This is a genomic window from Streptomyces sp. NPDC048479, assembly GCF_040651435.1.
Classification (GTDB): Bacteria; Actinomycetota; Actinomycetes; order Streptomycetales; family Streptomycetaceae; genus Streptomyces.
Genome location: NZ_JBEZKA010000018.1, coordinates 168,216 through 183,427, shown reverse-complemented (window position 1 = coordinate 183,427; position 15,212 = coordinate 168,216). Strand labels below are relative to the sequence as shown.

General features: G+C 68.7%; 14 protein-coding genes and 4 tRNA genes. 10 read left to right on the top strand and 8 right to left on the bottom strand.

Annotation, left to right across the window (positions count from 1 at the left end; translation table 11 throughout):
* Both AB0D12_RS26715 and AB0D12_RS26710 read left to right on the top strand, forming a co-directional pair.
* Window positions 1-147, top strand: a 147-nt coding sequence (locus AB0D12_RS26715) for a carboxyl transferase domain-containing protein (protein WP_362687761.1), incomplete at its 5' end; no start/stop codon positions are given.
* Between the two features lie 30 nt (window positions 148-177).
* Window positions 178-396, top strand: a complete 219-nt coding sequence (locus AB0D12_RS26710; RefSeq protein WP_362687737.1) for an acyl-CoA carboxylase subunit epsilon — start codon at window positions 178-180, stop codon at window positions 394-396.
* Window positions 397-654: 258 nt separating this feature from the next.
* Here AB0D12_RS26710 and AB0D12_RS26705 read toward each other — a convergent pair whose 3' ends face one another.
* The 8 genes from AB0D12_RS26705 to AB0D12_RS26670 form a co-directional block, all read right to left on the bottom strand.
* The gene (locus AB0D12_RS26705; RefSeq protein ID WP_050791473.1) at window positions 655-1,236 is read right to left on the bottom strand and encodes an ATP/GTP-binding protein; all 582 of its coding nucleotides are present in this window, start codon (window positions 1,234-1,236) and stop codon (window positions 655-657) included.
* Entirely contained in the window at window positions 1,217-1,777 is a 561-nt protein-coding gene (locus AB0D12_RS26700; protein WP_362687734.1) for a DUF742 domain-containing protein, read from the bottom strand. Before AB0D12_RS26700 ends, AB0D12_RS26705 begins: the two co-directional genes overlap by 20 nt.
* Before the next feature lie 96 nt (window positions 1,778-1,873).
* On the bottom strand, window positions 1,874-2,287 hold the full coding sequence (locus tag AB0D12_RS26695) for a roadblock/LC7 domain-containing protein (protein WP_108154975.1): 414 nt from the start codon (window positions 2,285-2,287) through the stop codon (window positions 1,874-1,876).
* 10 nt (window positions 2,288-2,297) lie between these two features.
* Window positions 2,298-5,450 carry a nitrate- and nitrite sensing domain-containing protein gene (locus AB0D12_RS26690; RefSeq protein WP_362687731.1) on the bottom strand — a complete coding sequence of 1,051 codons (3,153 nt, stop codon included), beginning with the start codon at window positions 5,448-5,450 and terminating at the stop codon, window positions 2,298-2,300.
* A gap of 351 nt (window positions 5,451-5,801) precedes the next feature.
* A complete protein-coding gene (locus AB0D12_RS26685) occupies window positions 5,802-6,383 on the bottom strand; it encodes an ATP/GTP-binding protein (RefSeq protein WP_362687728.1) in 582 nt (193 codons plus the stop codon).
* The gene (locus AB0D12_RS26680) at window positions 6,364-6,771 is read right to left on the bottom strand and encodes a DUF742 domain-containing protein (protein WP_327326297.1); all 408 of its coding nucleotides are present in this window, start codon (window positions 6,769-6,771) and stop codon (window positions 6,364-6,366) included. The genes AB0D12_RS26685 and AB0D12_RS26680 overlap by 20 nt, the downstream gene beginning before the upstream one ends.
* 123 nt (window positions 6,772-6,894) lie before the next feature.
* Window positions 6,895-7,308, bottom strand: coding sequence for a roadblock/LC7 domain-containing protein (locus tag AB0D12_RS26675; RefSeq protein WP_005311457.1), 414 nt, complete (start codon window positions 7,306-7,308; stop codon window positions 6,895-6,897).
* 9 nt (window positions 7,309-7,317) lie between these two features.
* A complete protein-coding gene (locus AB0D12_RS26670; protein ID WP_362687724.1) occupies window positions 7,318-10,863 on the bottom strand; it encodes a nitrate- and nitrite sensing domain-containing protein in 3,546 nt (1,181 codons plus the stop codon).
* Window positions 10,864-11,441: 578 nt separating this feature from the next.
* On the opposite strand from AB0D12_RS26670, the gene AB0D12_RS26665 reads away from it, so the two are divergent.
* From AB0D12_RS26665 to AB0D12_RS26630, 8 genes are all read left to right on the top strand, one after another.
* A complete protein-coding gene (locus AB0D12_RS26665; RefSeq protein WP_362687721.1) occupies window positions 11,442-11,615 on the top strand; it encodes a hypothetical protein in 174 nt (57 codons plus the stop codon).
* Window positions 11,616-11,698: 83 nt separating this feature from the next.
* Window positions 11,699-12,490 carry a fumarylacetoacetate hydrolase family protein gene (locus AB0D12_RS26660; RefSeq protein ID WP_362687718.1) on the top strand — a complete coding sequence of 264 codons (792 nt, stop codon included), beginning with the start codon at window positions 11,699-11,701 and terminating at the stop codon, window positions 12,488-12,490.
* Entirely contained in the window at window positions 12,483-13,958 is a 1,476-nt protein-coding gene (gene gltX, locus AB0D12_RS26655; RefSeq protein ID WP_362687715.1) for a glutamate--tRNA ligase, read from the top strand. The genes AB0D12_RS26660 and gltX overlap by 8 nt, the downstream gene beginning before the upstream one ends.
* Before the next feature lie 9 nt (window positions 13,959-13,967).
* Window positions 13,968-14,687 carry an HAD family hydrolase gene (locus tag AB0D12_RS26650; RefSeq protein ID WP_362687712.1) on the top strand — a complete coding sequence of 240 codons (720 nt, stop codon included), beginning with the start codon at window positions 13,968-13,970 and terminating at the stop codon, window positions 14,685-14,687.
* An 87-nt stretch (window positions 14,688-14,774) separates the two neighbouring features.
* Window positions 14,775-14,846: transfer RNA gene (locus tag AB0D12_RS26645), tRNA-Gln, on the top strand.
* A 21-nt stretch (window positions 14,847-14,867) separates the two neighbouring features.
* Window positions 14,868-14,940: transfer RNA gene (locus AB0D12_RS26640), tRNA-Glu, on the top strand.
* An 84-nt stretch (window positions 14,941-15,024) separates the two neighbouring features.
* Window positions 15,025-15,097 (top strand) — tRNA-Glu (locus AB0D12_RS26635).
* A gap of 13 nt (window positions 15,098-15,110) precedes the next feature.
* Window positions 15,111-15,182: transfer RNA gene (locus AB0D12_RS26630), tRNA-Gln, on the top strand.
* Window positions 15,183-15,212: the final 30 nt, after the last annotated feature.

Below are 15,212 nucleotides of genomic sequence, written 5' to 3'. Positions count from 1 at the left end.
CACCCCTACTACGCCGCGGAGCGCGGCCTGGTCGACGACGTCATCGACCCGTCCGAGACGCGCGAGGTGCTGATCGCATCCCTCGCCATGCTCCGTACCAAGCACGCCGACCTGCCGTCGCGCAAGCACGGCAACCCCCCGCAGTAACCCTGCGAAGAGTCTGGAGCCCGAACAGCCATGAGTACTCCTGCAGAGGCCTCTGCGTCCTCCTCCCTGCTGCGCGTGGAGAAGGGTCATGCCGACCCCGAGGAGCTGGCCGCGATCACCGCGGTGCTGCTCGCCCGCGCGGCGGCCCAGCCCGACGCTGTCCCGACCCACCGTGGCCGCTCCGCGGCCGGCTGGCGCCGTCTGGAGCGCCAGTCCGGCTTCCGCACGGCCCACAGCTGGCAGGGCTGACCCAGCCGCCCGCCGCGTACGAAGACCCCAGCGCCCTGTGCGGGTGCTGGGGCCTTTTTTGTTCCCCCACCCCGCTCCCGTCCTCAATCGCCGGACGGGCGGGAAACCCAGCCTCGCCGGCGTTTGAGGCGCGGGGTCTGGGGCGGAGCCGCAGGTAGGGGGACAAACCCGCCCCAGGCCCCCCGCACACGCGGGAAGCCCCCGCAACTCCCATAGGAGCGCGGGGGCTTCCGCAGAGACAGGCGACCGCGGTACCGGCTACCGCAGGCGGGCCATCAGGGCGTGCTCGACCAGGGTGATGAGCGCGCTCTTGGCGTCCGCGCGGTGGCGCGCGTCCGTCGTGATGATCGGGGTGTCCGGGCCGATCTGCAGCGCCTCACGGACCTCTTCGGGGTTGTACGGCTGGTGTCCGTCGAAGCCGTTGAGGGCGATGACGAACGGCAGGCCGCTGTTCTCGAAGTAGTCGACGGCGGGGAAGCAGTCGGCGAGGCGGCGGGTGTCGACCAGCACGACGGCGCCGATGGCGCCGCGGACCAGGTCGTCCCACATGAACCAGAAGCGGTCCTGGCCGGGCGTGCCGAACAGGTACAGGATCAGGTCCTGGTCCAGGGTGATACGGCCGAAGTCCATGGCCACCGTGGTGGTGGTCTTGTCCCCGGTGTGGGTCAGGTCGTCGATGCCCGCGGACGCAGACGTCATCACGGCCTCGGTACGCAGCGGGTTGATCTCCGAGACGGCGCCGACGAACGTGGTCTTGCCCACGCCGAAGCCGCCCGCCACCACGATCTTCGCGCTGGTGGTTGAGCGGGCTGCACCGCCGCTAGAGCTTGCGAAGTCCACTGAGCACCCTTTCGAGCAGTGTCACGGCTGGCTGGCCGCCGGCGGACTCGTCGCCGCCGGGCTGGTGAATGGCGACAAGTCCGGCCTCCGCCAGGTCGGCGACGAGGATCCGGGCAACGCCGAGGGGGATGGTGAGAAGTGCCGAGATCTCGGCGACCGACTTGATCTCGAAGCACAGCCGGCAGATCCGCTGGTGCTCGGGCAACTGCCCTTGCAGCCGGGCGGGATCGGCCGTGGTGCTGACCAGTGCCTCGATGGCGAGCTGGTAGCGCGGCCGGGTACGGCCGCCGGTCATGGCGTACGGGCGCACCAAGGGGTTGTGCGCCGCGGGAGCGGGCTCCGGCGCCCGTCGCGGCTGCACCGGCTGGATGCGCGGCTGCGGCTGGTCGTACGACGGGTCGTACGGCTGCTGCGGCTGCTGGTAAGGCTGTTGGGTGCCCTGTCTGCTTGGCGTGGAGGGGAAGTTGAAGCGGTTCTGAGAGTGATCACCCGGCGTCTGGTGAGCACCGTCATACGGGCGTCCGCCTGGGGGTGTTGCCACGTTTCCTCCTCCGACTGCCGGTCGCCGGTCCATGTCCCTGTGGAGCCGCGCCACCGCACACTACGGTGCGGTGGCGTGAAACGCACTGTCTGCCTGTTAGTTGAGAAGACTGCCCTGGAGCTCTGCACGCAGGTCCGGGGTGAGCACACTGCCCGCCCGGTCCACGAGCAGAGCCATCTCGTAACCCACCAGGCCGATGTCGGCCTCGGGGTGTGCGAGTACGGCCAGCGAGGAACCGTCGGAGACGGACATCAGGAAGAGGAAGCCTCGATCCATCTCCACCACTGTCTGGTTGACCGCGCCGCCTTCGAAGATCCGGGACGCTCCCGCGGTCAGCGAGGTCAGCCCGGAGGCTACGGCCGCCAGCTGATCGGCGCGGTCACGCGGGAAACCTTCGGACATCGCCAGCAGGAGTCCGTCGGCGGAGACCACCACGGTGTGGGACACCCCAGGGGTGTTGTCCACGAAGTTGGTGATCAACCAGTTCAGATTCTGCGCCGCCTGGCTCATCGGGCTCACACTAACGCTCCTGGTTGTAGGTACTACTGCCCGGGCCGAAGCCCGATCCGTTCGTGTCCGTCCCCGCGTTGCGTCCTTGCTGGACACCGCGCCGCAGGTTGCTCAACCTGCCACGCACGTCCTCAGGGGCGCGGGAGACCTGAGGTCCGCCCTGCGGGGTCTGCTCAGCCGTGCCCTCGACGAGGTTCGCCTTGGGCACCCGCCGCGGAAGACCGGAGGAGGTGACCCCGCCCGCCTTCGGCTCGCGGAGCTTCTCCGCCCGCTGCCAGCGCTCGTCGTTGGTCGAGCGCCAGTCCTCGGAGCCGGCACCGTTGCTGCTGCTGCCGTCCGCCTTGGCCTGAGCGCCCTGCGGTGCTTGTTGGGTCTGCTCGGCCGGCTGCTGCCACTGCTGCTGGGGCTGCGACTGCTGAATGCTGCCGCGCCGCGGCAGACCGGCGTTGGTCGTTGCGTGGCTGCTGCTCGGAGCGGGTCCCGGACGGTCGAAGCCTACGCGCTCGGAGACGTTCGTGGGGCCGCTGGGTGCAGATTCCGGTTCGCGCCGGTAATCCGGCTCGAACCCACCCTGGTACGTACCTGGATTCGACCAGTCTCCCTGGTGGGACTGGGTGTCGAACTGGCCGTCGTACTGAGACTCCTGGGGCTGCGGAGCCTGGTAATTAGCTTCCGCATATGCCGACTCGTGGTGCTCCTGGGGCTCCGGGTAACCGCCGGACTGCTGGTAGCTGTCGTACGCCTGCGGCTGCTCCTGGGCGTACTCCTGCGAGTAGTCCTGGCCGTACTCGGAGGCGTACTGCTGCTGCCCCTGCGAGTAGTCCACCTCGTCGCGGTAGAGCGGGTGCTCGCCGCCCTGTGCCTGCGCCTCCAGCGCGGCACGGCGCTCCTCACGTATCAGCGAGCGGCCCACCGGGTCGAGCTGCGGAGAGGCGTCCGAGGGATCGTCGTACCGGGAGTCGTCGAAGCCGAGTTCCGCGGCGGTGCGCATCGGCGCGGCCTGGACCGGGGCGGGCGCGAACGACTGCGGCGGCTCCGGAATGATCTGGGAGACCGTGAAGTCGTCCTCGGGCAGCGCCTCGCCACCGCCACCGTGGGTGATGGCGTCGGGAAGCATGACCAGCGAGGTGGTGCCGGCCTGCTCGCCCGAGGGGCGCAGCTGGACCCGGATGCCGTGCCGGTCGGCGAGGCGGCCGACCACGAACAGGCCCATGCGCTGCGAGACAGCGGCGTCCACCGTCGGCGGGTTGGCCAGCTTGTGGTTGATGTCGGCGAAGTCCTCGGCGGTCAGGCCGATGCCCTTGTCGTGGATCTCGACCATGACGCGACCGTCGGGCAGCCGGGTGGCTGTGACGCGGACCTTGGTCTGCGGCGAGGAGAACGTCGTGGCGTTCTCCAGCAGCTCGGCCAGCAGGTGCACAAGGTCGGTCACGGCCTGGCCGTGGATGTCCGTCTCCGGGACGCCCGTCATCTCGATGCGCTCGTAGGACTCCACCTCCGAGGAGGCGGCGCGGAGCACGTCGACCAGCGGGACCGGCTGGTTCCAGCGGCGCCCCGGCTCCTCGCCGGCGAGGACCAGGAGGTTCTCGCCGTTGCGGCGCATACGGGTCGCCAGGTGGTCCAGCTTGAAGAGGTTCTCCAGCTGGTCCGGGTCGGCCTCGTTGTTCTCCAGGTCGGTGATCAGGGTCAGCTGGCCCTCGATCAGCGACTGGTTACGGCGAGAGAGGTTGGTGAAGATCGCGTTGACGTTGCCACGGAGCATGGCCTGCTCGGCGGCGAGCCGGACGGCCTCGCGGTGGACCTGGTCGAAGGCCCGGGCGACTTCGCCGATCTCGTCCAGGGTGTCGATCGGGATCGGCTGCACACGGGTGTCGACGCGTCCCGGCTCTGTACGCGAGAGCTGGTCGACCAGCATCGGCAGACGCTGCTCGGCGATGCCGAACGCGGCGGTACGCAGCTGGCGCATCGAGCGGCTCATCTGGCGGGCCATGAGACCGGCCAGGATGAAGGCGGTGAGCAGGGCGATCACGACGATGGCGCCGTTGACGATGGCGTCCTGCTTGGCGTCGTCGGAGATCTGGGCGGCCTCGGTCACGGCCTTGTCGACGAGGTTGTTCTCGATCTCGGTGTAGCCGTCGAACTTGGCGGTGGACGCGCCCATCCAGGTCGTGGGTGTGACGTCGATCTTCTTCAGCTGCTTGGGGCTCAGCCCCTGGCCGATCTTGCCGGCCATGCCGGGCAGAACGTTGCCCTTCGCGTCCCGCGGTGGGTTGAGACCAGCGGCCTTCAGCTGCTTCTCGCCCGCGACGGCCTTGCCCGCCATGATCTGCTGCAGGTTGTCGGTGTCTTCCTGCGTACCGCCGGAGACGTACTCACCGAGCGCGATCTGCTCAAGGTAGTTGTACGAGTTGAACGCGATGGTCTGCTTGGCGCGGGTCGTGTCGTCCCCGCTGGGACGGATCAGCAGGTGCAGGCCGATGGAGCGCTGCAGCGACGCGGCGGCCTTGGCCAGCTGGATCGCGTAGACCGTACGGCCGTAGCTGGTGATGTTGCCGGTGCCGAGGCCGAGCTCGTTGGAGAACTCCATCAGCGAGTGCTGGACCTTGACGTAGCCCTCTTCGGTGCCGACCGCTGACTTGGCCTCGATGCCCTCGATGTACGCGGTCTTGCGCAGGTCGGCGAGGCTGGGCTCCTCGGCCCGGAAGAGACTCAGACGGCGCTCCAGGCCCTGCTTCTCGGGCAGGTCCTGGACGGCCAGGTCGAACTTCTGCTTCGCGTCGTCCGTGGTCGCGTACGCCTTGGTGACGGTCGGATCCTTGCGGGCACCGGCGAGCAGATACGGCGCCGTGAGGTCACGCTCGTTGAGCAGTGCCTGGCCGTACTCCGAGGCGGCGCGCACGATCAGCGCCGTCTTCTCGGCGTCCTGCGCCTCGTTCCAGGTGTTGATGGAGGACTTGACCTGGAAGCCGCCCATCACCAGCCCGACGAGCACGGGGATGAGGAGGATCGCGTTCAGGCGGGTGGGCACTCGCCAGTTGCGCGGGGACAGCCGGCTTGAGCTGCCGGCCGGGGCCGGCGGACCGGGCTCAATCGCAGGCGACGCCGCTGCGCGCTGCGGCGGGGTGAAGTTGCCCCGCGCCTGCTGCTCTGCGGAGCTCGTCATGCTTCGCCTCACTCGACCAACAACCTCTCGGCGTCGGCACCTACGCTGTGCCGTGTGTTTCGTTCAGAGCTCTACTACTGGGGAGTTCGCCGAATTCCAGCACGGGGAAGGGGTCCGTTCCAAACAGTTGGAATCAGCCATTCCGAGTGGCGTACGCCTCAGATAAAACGGGCATAAATGCCAAGCCGCATCAAAAGGCGGGGTCAATATGAGCGCAGCGGTACCAGCCGTATGCGGCGGGTGTCCGAGGCGCGTTAATTCTCTCTCGAAATGTTATGAACACGAAGGCGGGCCGTGTCAAAGGACACAGCCCACCCCCATACAACTACGACAACTGCCGTATCTCGCAGTCTACTTGAGCCGGGCCATCAGGGCGTGCTCGACCAGGGTGATGAGCGCGCTCTTGGCGTCCGCGCGGTGGCGCGCGTCCGTCGTGATGATCGGGGTGTCCGGGCCGATCTGCAGGGCTTCGCGTACTTCCTCGGGGTTGTAGGGCTGATATCCCTCGAAGCCGTTGAGGGCGACGACGAACGGCAGGCCGCTGTTCTCGAAGTAGTCGACCGCCGGGAAGCAGTCGGCGAGGCGGCGGGTGTCGACCAGCACGACGGCGCCGATGGCGCCGCGGACCAGGTCGTCCCACATGAACCAGAAGCGGTCCTGGCCGGGCGTGCCGAACAGGTACAGGATCAGGTCCTGGTCCAGGGTGATACGGCCGAAGTCCATGGCCACCGTGGTGGTGGTCTTGTCCCCGGTGTGGGTGAGGTCGTCGATGCCCGCGGACGCAGACGTCATCACGGCCTCGGTACGCAGCGGGTTGATCTCCGAGACGGCGCCGACGAACGTGGTCTTGCCCACGCCGAAGCCGCCCGCCACCACGATCTTCGCGCTGGTGGTTGAGCGGGCTGCACCGCCGCTAGAGCTTGCGAAGTCCACTGAGCACCCTTTCGAGCAGTGTCACGTCCGGCGTGCCGCCGGCCTCTCCGTTGCCCGGCTGATGGATCGCCACCATGCCCGCCTCCGCCAGGTCGGCCACGAGGATCCGCGCGACCCCGAGCGGCATCGACAGCAGCGCCGACACCTCTGCCACCGACTTGACCTCACGGCACAGGTGACAGATCCGCTGGTGCTCGGGGAGCAGTGTCCCGAGGTGCGCCGGGTCGGCCGTGGTGCTGACCAGTGCCTCTATAGCGAGCTGGTAGCGCGGCCGGGTCCGGCCGCCGGTCATGGCGTACGGACGGACCAGCGGCTGATCGCCTTCAAATCCGTACGACGCGTCGACTGAGGCGCCGTACGGATCGTGAGAGGCGGGTGGCGGGGTCATGAATCCTCCGGGCGTGACAGCAAGTGGTCTGCGTGCCGTCTGACTGGGCCGGTGGGGGGCCTTGGCGACCTGACAGTGGCTGTGCGGTTGCGCGTACCTGAATTACCTGTGGGGGGAGGCGGTTCAGTGCAAAAGGCTTCCCTGAAGCTCGGCGCGCAGGTCCGGAGTGAGGACACTGCCGGCCCGGTCCACCAGAAGTGCCATCTCGTAGCCGACGAGGCCGATGTCGCAGTCGGGGTGCGCGAGTACGGCCAGCGAGGAACCGTCCGAGACGGACATGAGGAAGAGGAAACCGCGCTCCATCTCGACGACGGTCTGGCTGACCGGACCGCCTTCGAAGATCCGGGACGCCCCCGCGGTCAGCGAGGTGAGTCCGGACGCCACGGCCGCCAGCTGGTCGGCGCGGTCGCGGGGGAAACCTTCGGACATTGCCAGCAGAAGACCGTCGGCGGAGACCACCACCGTGTGAGACACCCCAGGGGTGTTGTCCACGAAGTTGGTGATCAACCAGTTCAGATTCTGCGCCGCCTGGCTCATCGGACTCAACTAACGCTCCTGCTGGTGAGTGGGGCCGAGGTCGAAGCTGCCGGTCGTCGAGCTGCTCTGCTGACGACCCTGCTGAATGCCCCGACGGAGATTGGTCAGCCGGCCGCGTACGTCATCGGGAGCACGCGAAACCTGCGGACCGGCCTGGTGGTTCTGCTCCTGCGCGGTGCCCGGCACAAGGTTGGCGCGCGGGACCCGGCGAGGCAGACCGGAGGTGGTGACGCCGCCCGCCGCGGGCTTCCTGACCCGCTCGGCCTGGCGTACCAACTCGTCATTGGGCGAGGTGCGCCAGGTGGCACCACTCGCGTTGGGCGCGTTGCCCGGGGTCACCGGGGTCGGCGCCGGGGTGCGCTGCGGCATCGGCGGAGCGGGACGCTCCGTCGGCTGCGGCGGGACGGCGGGAGCCTGCGGCTGCTCGGCCGGCTGACCGCTCTGCGGGCCGTGGAACCAGTTCGTCTCAAGGGTGTCGTACAGCGGCGTACGGCCGTCGCCGGGACCGGCCGGCGGCAGTGCCTCCGGCTGAGGCTGCGGCGGCAGTGCGTTGTGCGCCGGACGCGGCACTCCGTAGTCGGCGGTGTCCCGGCCACCGCGCCGACGCGGGTTGGGGGAGGGGGCCGGCGGCTGCGGGGCGCCTGTGTTCGGACGGGCGAACTGGCCCGAGGACGAGGAGTCCTGGGCGCCGAACACATCGGGACGTACGAACTGCCCGGTGGAATCGGCACCGGAACCTGCGCCCCGGTCACCGCCGTGCGGCGGCGGCCCGTTGAAGTCGGGCCGTGCGAACTCGGCCGTGGAGCCGGGACCGCGGGTGGACTCGTTGTCCTCGTGGCCGCGCGGCGCATCGGCGGACGGACGCTGCTGCGGGGCGGACGGCTGCTCGCTGCCCCAGCTGGTGGCCTGCGGGCGCTGCGGGCGCTGCGGCTCCTCCCGGCGGTGCGAGGAGCTGCCACCGGGCAGCTCGGCACGCGGACTGCCGGAGGGCGGCAGCTGACGGCCGCGGTCACCCGCGCCCGGAGCACCCTGCTGGAAGCCGTTCTGGCGTGCCTCGTTGCGCACCGGAGCGCTCGGGGCGCCCCGGCCCGTGCCCGAGCCGAAGGCGCCGGCGAGACCGCCGCCCTGACTCTGGCTCTGACCGCCCTGCTGACCCTGACCCTGTCCCTGGCGGGGCGGCAGCGCGGCACGCGGAGCCGCGCCCGCACCGACCTGGCCGCGCGGCGCACCGGCGCCGAACCGGCCGCCGGCCGGAGCACCGCCCAGTCCACCCGCGGGAGCACCGCCGAGACCGGGACGGCCGCCGCCGCCGTTCGCACCGGGACCGCCGCCCGGACGGCCGCCGGGCGCCGAGGGAGCGGCGCCCTGGCCGCCCGCACCGGGCATGTTCGGGACCTTCTTGCCGCCGTTGGCGACATCGACGGGCAGCATGACCAGCGCGGTCGTACCGCCGGAGTCGGAGGGACGCAGCTGGATACGGATGCCGTGTCGCAGGGACAGCCGGCCGACCACGAACAGACCCATCCGTCGCGACACCGAGACGTCCACGGTGGGCGGAGAGGCGAGCCGCTCGTTGATCGCCGCGAGGTCCTCGGGCGAGAGGCCGATACCGGTGTCGTGGATCTCGACGAGCACACGCCCGTCGGGCAGCGCGTGACCGGTGACGCGGACCTTGGTCTGCGGGGAGGAGAAGGAGGTCGCGTTCTCGAGCAGCTCGGCGAGGAGGTGCACAAGGTCGTTGACGACGCGTCCCGCGACCTCGGTCGTCGGGACCGAGGCGAGTTCGATGCGCTCGTACTGCTCCACCTCGGAGGCGGCGGCGCGGAGCACGTCGACCAGCGGAACCGGCCGGGTCCACCGGCGGCCCGGCTCCTCGCCCGCGAGGACGAGGAGGTTTTCGCCGTTCCGGCGCATACGGGTCGCGAGGTGGTCGAGCTTGAAGAGCGAGGACAGCTGGTCCGGGTCGGCCTCGCGGGACTCCAGCTCGGAGATGAGCGAGAGCTGACGCTGGATAAGACCCTGGCTGCGGCGCGAGAGGTTGGTGAACATCGCGTTGACGTTGCCTCGCAGCAGCGCCTGCTCAGCGGCGAGGCGGACCGCCTCGCGGTGCACGTCGTCGAAGGCCGCGGCCACCTGGCCGATCTCGTCCCTGGAGTGCACACCGACGGACTCCACCGAGGTGTCGACGTCCTGCGGGTCGGCCTCGGAGAGCTGCTTGACCAGCTCGGGCAGCCGGTCCTGGGCGACCTTGGTGGCGGTGTCCTGCAGCCTGCGCAGCGAGCGGATCATGGAGCGGGCCACGACAAAGGCGCCGACGAGCGAGACGCCGAGGACGACCAGGATCAGCGCACCGTTGATGATCGCGTCGCGCTGCGACTGCTGGCGCAGCTCGCGAGCCTTGGCCTCCATCTGGCCGAGCAGCGTGGCCTCGATGGTGCCCATCGCCCTGATGCGGACCGAGTAGTCGTCGGTCCAGTCCAGGTGGGAACGCTTGGGCTGGGTGGCCAGACCGCCCTTGGTGTCGAGCACGCGCTTGGCGTAGAGCTCGGACGCCTTGATTGTGGGGTTGCCGTTCTCCAGCGGGTCGGTCAGTTCATCGGCGTCGCCGCCGATGGACCCGTAGATCGCCCTGAAGGCCTTGATTTCCGTCTTGCCGTTCTCCAGGTTGGCCAGGCCGTAGAGCCGGTCGGTCTCGAGCAGGCCCGGGGCCTTCGCGTCAGCACCGCCCGGGAGAGCGGCAGCGATGACCGCACGCTGGATGGAGGCGAACTCCTTGGCGGAGGAGAAGGCCGCCAGGGCACGCGTCCTCTTGATCATCTCCGGGTTGCTGGTCGCCTGGGCCATGTCCTGGGAGAGGCTCAGCAGGGACTGGATCAGTCGGCTGTAGGCCTCGATGGTCTGGGAGTGCGGGGCGCCCGGGGTGTAGGCGGACTCGCGGATCTTGGTCAGCGCGTTGACCTGGACGGCGATCTCGTTCGCGTTGGCGCGGATGCTCTCCAGCGCCTGATCGTTGTCCGTGTTGGGGATGCCGCGGGTGGTCTCGAGGAAGGAGGTCCTGGCCCGGTCGGTCGCCGCTCGTGGTTCCGAGACCTTGAAGTCGGCGACGCTCGCGCCGTTGGCCAGCGGGCCCGCGGACAGGTCGCGCTCCGCCTGGAGCTTCTCCGCCAGCGCGGTCGCCTGCTTGGTCATGTCCGTCAGCAGCTGCATGTGCTCCAGCTGCTTCATATCTTCCATGGACTGATTGATACGGAGTCCGCCCAGCGTGGTCGCCGCGACGACCGGCAGGGTGAGCAGGGACACCAGACGCGTGCTGATGCGCCAGTTGCGCAGGGCTATTCGCGAACCGGTGTCCGTGGGTCCCTTGGATTTCAGCGGGGGCTTGGGCCCGTCGCCGCCCGGTGCGGCCGCACCGGGGCGCGCGGCACGGTCACCGCTGTCGCCGGGCGCTGCCGATCCCTGGTTTTGGGTGTGCTGGGGCGAGGAACCGCGGCCGGTCCCGCCACGCGGCTCCTGTTCCGCCGCAGCGCTGCCATCCCTCTTGAAACGTCCCTGCACTAGCGTCGCAACCTCTGGACCAGGCGTCCCTCCGCGTGAACGGCGAGACGGTGTCGGCGTCGTGGGGCGAAGAACGCGCCCCATGGTGGTCGTCAGTGACCGGCGCTGATCCCCCTTCCCCGCCGCCACTCGGCGCTGCGTTGCGCCCTTGCGCGCCGGCCTGAAACCCGCGGCGGTGCGTGGAATTCCAGCACAGAGCAGGATCTCCAACAAGGGCCGCGTACCGGGCTGTGACCTGGGTGACACGGTGTGAGCGTTGTGTCACAAGACGTAGAAAGAGGTTGCGGAGGAAATGGACTTTTCCCTACGAGTCACTCCGGGTGGAGGGTGTCCCAGTCGCCATGATCAGGAGCGGAATGATGGCTTCAGTGGGGCAATGTCCGTTTCCTTGAAAATGGTTGACCGTCTGGAATGACCGAATTGACCGTCAACTCGTGAGGAAACTCACACGTAGATCGCTGAGTCTTCCGGGCTTTCGCGGGGAATTGAATGTTTAGCCTGAGGCTTTACAGGGATGGGCAATCCGTCAACTGGCGCTCACCGAAGCGCCCGCACCCGGACAAGGTCTGAAACAACAGATGAAGACGACGATGATGTTCCGCAACATAGCCAACCCCCGGCGCACCACGCTGGCGCACCTCGAGGACGCCGACGAACTGCAGACGCCGGAGCAGCCGGAACACGCACTCGATCTTCCCACGCAGACGGCAAACCCGCGTCGTACGGTCCTGATGGACGCCCCCGCCCAGTAATACGCGAGGCGGTGCCCGCACCCGCGTTAGCCTGGAGCGTCAGACTCCAGCCAGCGCAATCAGCAGAGGGGCACCCGCATCCCGTGCGCATCGCCAGGTTCTCCATCGACGGCAATGTCGCCTTCGGCGCGGTCGAGGGCGAAGGCCCCGACGACCTCGTCCTCGACATCATCAAAGGCATCCCGTTCGCCGACTTCGAGCTCTCCGGTACGAAGGTCCCGCTGGCTCCGCAGTCGCGGGACCGGGTCCGGCTGCTGCCGCCCGTGCTCCCCAGCAAGGTCGTGGCCTTCGGCCGCAACTACGCGGAGCACGCGGCGGAGCTCGGCAACGAGGTGCCCGACGCGCCGTTCGCCTTCTTCAAGCCGTCCACCTCGGTGGTCGGACCCGGCGACCCGATCGCATACCCCTCCTTCTCCCAGGAACTGCACCACGAGGCCGAACTGGCCGTGGTCATCGGCCGGATGTGCCGCGAAGTCCCGCGCGAACGCGTCAAGGACGTGATCCTCGGCTACACCTGCGCCAATGACGTCACCGCGCGCGACGTCCAGAAGCGCGAGAAGCAGTGGGCCAGGGCCAAGGGCTTCGACAGCTCCTGCCCGCTCGGCCCCTGGGTGGAGACCGACCTCGACCCGAGCGACCTGGCCATCCAGTGCACGGTCAACGGAGAGCAGCGTCAGCTCGGCCGTACGAGCCAGATGATCCACTCCATCGAGGATCTGATCGTCAACATCTCCGAGGCGATGACGCTGCTCCCCGGCGACGTCGTCCTCACGGGCACCCCGGCCGGGGTCGGCCCCCTCAACGTCGGCGACGAGGTCGCCGTCACCATTCAAGGCATCGGCACTCTCACCAACAAGGTGATCAAGCGTGGCTAACGCGAACGTCCGCGTACGTTTCTGTCCCTCGCCGACCGGCAACCCGCATGTGGGTCTGGTCCGCACCGCCCTGTTCAACTGGGCGTTCGCCCGGCACAACGGCGGCACCATGGTCTTCCGCATCGAGGACACCGACGCGGCCCGCGACTCCGAGGAGTCGTACAACCAGCTGCTCGACTCGATGCGCTGGCTGGGCCTGGACTGGGACGAGGGCCCCGAGACCGGCGGCCCGCACGCGCCCTACCGCCAGTCGCAGCGGATGGACCTCTACAAGGACGTCGCCGAGAAGCTCCTGGCCGGGGGTTACGCGTACCACTGCTACTGCACCGCCCTTGAGCTGGAGGCCCGCCGCGACGCCGCCCGCGCGGCCGGCAAGCCCTCCGGTTACGACGGCAAGTGCCGCGACCTGACCGCCGAGCAGAAGGCGGCGTACGAGGCCGAGGGCCGCACCTCCATCGTCCGCTTCCGGATGCCCGACGAGCCGATCACCTTCACGGACCTGGTCCGCGGCGAGCTCACCTTCACTCCGGAGAACGTCCCGGACTACGGCATCGTCCGCGCCAACGGCGCCCCGCTGTACACGCTGGTCAACCCGGTCGACGATGCGCTGATGGAGATCACCCACGTGCTGCGCGGCGAGGACCTGCTGTCCTCCACCCCGCGGCAGGTCGCGCTCTACAAGGCGCTGACCGAGCTGGGCATCGCCAAGGAGATCCCGGTCTTCGGCCATCTGCCGTACGTGATGGGCGAGGGCAACAAGAAGCTCTCCAAGCGCGACCCGCAGGCGTCCCTGAACCTGTACCGCGAGCGCGGCTTCCTCCCCGAGGGCCTGATCAACTACCTCTCGCTGCTCGGCTGGTCCTACTCCGCCGACCAGGACATCTTCTCGGTCGCCGAGCTGGTCGAGAAGTTCGACATCGCGGACGTCAACGCCAACCCGGCCCGCTTCGACCTGAAGAAGGCGGAGGCGATCAACGCCGACCACATCCGCCGGCTCGATGTGAAGGCCTTCACCGAGGCGTGCCGCCCCTGGCTGCAGGCCCCGCACGCCAACTGGGCGCCGGAGCAGTTCGACGAGGCGGCCTGGGAGGCGATCGCCCCGTACGCCCAGACCCGGGTCACCGTCCTCTCGGACATCACGGCCAACGTCGACTTCCTCTTCCGGGACGCGCCGGTCGAGGACGAGGCGTCCTGGACGAAGGCGATGAAGGAGGGCTCCGACGCCCTGCTCCGTACCGCCCGCGAGAAGCTGGAGTCCGCGGACTGGTCCAGCGCGGAGTCCCTGAAGAACGCGGTCCTGGCGGCCGGCGAGGAGCACGGCCTGAAGCTCGGCAAGGCCCAGGCCCCGGTCCGCGTCGCGGTCACCGGCCGCACGGTGGGCCTGCCGCTCTTCGAGTCCCTGGAGATCCTGGGCAAGGAGAAGACCCTGTCCCGCATCGACGCGGCGCTGGCGAAGCTCACGGCCTAAGCTCGCGGCATGCCGATCCGCGCGGTTATCTGGGACATCGATGACACGATCTTCGACTACGCCAGCGCCGACCGCGTCGGCATGCAAAGGCATCTGAACGCCGAGGGTCTGCCCGACGGATACGACTCCCTCGGGCAGGCCCTCGATGCGTGGCGCGAGCTCACCCAGCTGCACTGGACCCGGTTCGCCGGCGGCGAGACCGACTTCCAGGGGCAGCGCCGCGACCGCGTCCGGTCCTTTCTCCGTAGGGAGCTGAGCGACGCGGACGCGGACGCCTGGTTCGAACGGCACGTCGCCCACTTCGAGGCCGCCTGGTCCCTCTTCCCCGACACCGTGCCCGTCCTGGACGTGCTGGCGGACGAGTACCGCCACGCCGTCCTGTCGAACGCCAGCATTCACAACCAGGACCGCAAGCTGCGCGCCCTCGGCGTACGGGACCGGTTCGAAGCCGTCGTGTGCGCCGTCGAACTCGGGGTCTCCAAGCCCGACGCCGGCGCCTTCCACGCCGCCTGTGACGCCATCGACCTCACGCCGCAGGAGGTGGTGTATGTGGGGGATCATCCCGATATTGACGCTCGCGGCGCCGTCGCCGCGGGGCTCACCGGTATCTGGCTCGATCGCACCGGCCTCGGTGGGCACCCTGAGCTCACTCGTATCACCGGCCTCGACCAGCTTCCTGGCCTGCTGCGGGGCGATACCCGTTTTGGAGCGCCGGACACCTTCAGGTAATGTTCTTCCTGCGCCGCCCGAGAGGGCCGAGAGGTCCGGCCGGGAAGCGCAAACCAAACAAACCCCCACCTGGGGGTTGAGTTTTGGTGGGCTATGGTGTAATTGGCAGCACGACGGTTTCTGGTTCCGTTAGTCTAGGTTCGAGTCCTGGTAGCCCAGCGCAGATCTCATCTGTAACAAGCCCCCGTTGTGTAGCGGCCTAGCACGCTGCCCTCTCAAGGCAGTAGCGCCGGTTCGAATCCGGTCGGGGGTACAGATCCATCCCGTTGATCATCAGGGTCGCACCCGATGATCGTGCGGTGACATCACCCGGCTCTTGCCGGGTGGGATCGCTAGGGCCCCCGTTGTGTAGCGGCCTAGCACGCCGCCCTCTCAAGGCGGTAGCGCCGGTTCGAATCCGGTCGGGGGTACTGGTCTATACCATGGGCTATGGTGTAATTGGCAACACGACGGTTTCTGGTTCCGTTGTTCTAGGTTCGAGTCCTGGTAGCCCAGCGCGGTCGAGTGATCGACCTGCAAGTAGCT